The organism is Myxococcus llanfairpwllgwyngyllgogerychwyrndrobwllllantysiliogogogochensis, from assembly GCF_006636215.1.
GTDB lineage: Bacteria > Myxococcota > Myxococcia > Myxococcales > Myxococcaceae > Myxococcus > Myxococcus llanfairpwllgwyngyllgogerychwyrndrobwllllantysiliogogogochensis.
Map to the genome: position 1 here is coordinate 1 of NZ_VIFM01000839.1, position 425 is coordinate 425.

Sequence of the window (425 nt, forward strand, 5' to 3'; positions counted from 1 at the left end):
TCCTTATTCCCGGCTCGGCGCCGAGGCGGTACTCGAATACGCGACGCAGACCGAAGCCCTGCTGGCCGCCTGCGGCGCGGTGATGCAGGGCGATGCGCGCCGGCCGCACCGGCGGGTAACGCCGCTGGGGACGTTGCGCCCGGCATGGCTGTCGCCCCTTGAGGTGCCTGTCGCGCCCCTGCCGTCGCAGGGCGCCTGTCTGGTGGGGATCAGCGGCTTTGCTGATTTTCAGCCGCATCTCGCCGCCGCCGCGCTCGGTCAACACGGAGTTACCGCCGCGGCGGTGGAAATCGAGTTACCGCTGCTGGATGTGCTGCGTGATAACCCGACCGAGTTTCGCGCCGCCAATATCGCCCGCGTCCTGATGATGAGAATATGTGGCCGGCCCTGCATGCAGCGCTGCTACCGCTGGCGCAGCAGTATGA

1 protein-coding gene is annotated in these 425 nt (G+C 68.0%); it reads left to right on the plus strand.

Annotated elements, in window-relative coordinates:
• The coding region (locus tag FJV41_RS56020) for an FAD-binding protein (protein ID WP_220138034.1) at nucleotides 1-425 on the plus strand (425 nt) is incomplete at both ends.